We start from the raw sequence: 1,282 nt of genomic DNA, 5'->3' as shown, positions 1-1,282 counted from the left end.
CGTACCCGCATCAGTCACTTCGCAGCGCTTCGCCCCGCCGAGCAACAGCTCGACGGGGCGACGTGATCAGGACCCCGAAATAGCCAACAGCATCCGAAGAAGCGCCCCGGGGCCCTCCGCTGCCCACCGTCCACCGGGGACGGCGGACCGCGCCACGAAGCGGCGGAGGAGCGCCCCGTCCACACCGCCGGCGGGCAGGCGGTCGGACCGGGGCGGGGGAGCGCCCGCGAACGCCGCTAGGCTGAAGGCATGGCAGCGAACACCTACCTGACCGGTATCAAGCCCACCGGGGACTTCCACCTGGGCAACTACGTCGGCGCGATCAAGCCCGCCCTGGCCGCGGCGCTGGAGTACGACACGTACTACTTCGTCGCCGACTACCACGCGCTCAACACGGTGAAGGACGCGGCCGAGCTCCGCCACAGCATCCGGTCGGGCGCTGCCACCTGGCTCGCGTGCGGTCTCGACCCGGAGCGGACGATCGTCTACCAGCAGTCCAAGGTGCCGGAGACCTTCGAGCTCACCACCATCCTGGGCGCGCTGACCCCCAAGGGCCTCATGAACCGCGCGCACGCCTACAAGGCCGCACGCGACCGCAACACAGAGGCCGGGGCCACCGACCTGGACGCCGGGATCAACATGGGGCTGTACAACTACCCCATCCTCATGGCCGCGGACATCCTCCTCATGGAGGGCACCCACGTCCCCGTCGGTCGCGACCAGTCCCAGCACATCGAGTACACCGCCGACATCGCCGGGTACTTCAACCACCGCTTCGGCGGGTCGTACGCCTTCCCGGTCCCCAAGGGCGTCATCGACCAGGGCGACGGCAGCATCCTGCCCGGCACCGACGGCCGCAAGATGAGCAAGTCCTACGACAACCACATCCCGCTGTTCCTGCCGGAGAGCAAGCTCAAGAAGGCCATCCGCCGCATTCCGACCGACTCCACCCCGGTGGAGGACCCCAAGGACCCCGACGGCTCGGTGCCGTTCCAGCTCCTGGGCCACTTCGCCGACGCCGAGACCGTCGCCGGCGTGCGCCGGCGCCTGGAGGCCGGGGGCATGGGCTGGGGCGAGCTCAAGAACGAACTCTTCGAGGCGGTCAACGCCGAACTCGGCCCCAAACGCGAACGCTACGACCACCTGATGGCGAACCCCTCCGAGATCGACGAGGTCCTGGAGGCCGGTTCCGCGCGCGCCCGCGAGCGGGCCCGCACCACCCTCGACAGGGTGCGCGCCGCCGTCGGCGTCGCCTGACACCCGAGCGGGGGCGGTGGTGCCG

At 70.3% G+C, this 1,282-nt stretch carries 1 protein-coding gene; it reads left to right on the top strand.

The window, feature by feature from the left end; translation table 11 throughout:
- Nucleotides 1-249 precede the first annotated feature (249 nt).
- Nucleotides 250-1,257 carry a tryptophan--tRNA ligase gene (locus ACFWTE_RS29980; protein ID WP_378783325.1) on the top strand — a complete coding sequence of 336 codons (1,008 nt, stop codon included), beginning with the start codon at nt 250-252 and terminating at the stop codon, nt 1,255-1,257.
- The last annotated feature ends 25 nt before the right edge of the window (nt 1,258-1,282 follow it).

Origin of the sequence: Nocardiopsis sp. NPDC058631 (genome assembly GCF_042716955.1) — a bacterium.
Lineage (GTDB): Bacteria > Actinomycetota > Actinomycetes > Streptosporangiales > Streptosporangiaceae > Nocardiopsis.
This window is presented reverse-complemented; position numbering and strand designations above follow the sequence as displayed.

What these genes read in the sequence shown, in the direction of transcription:
- ACFWTE_RS29980 (WP_378783325.1), top strand. Translation starts at nt 250, where the DNA reads ATGGCAGCGAACACCTACCTGACCGGTATCAAGCCCACCGGGGACTTC.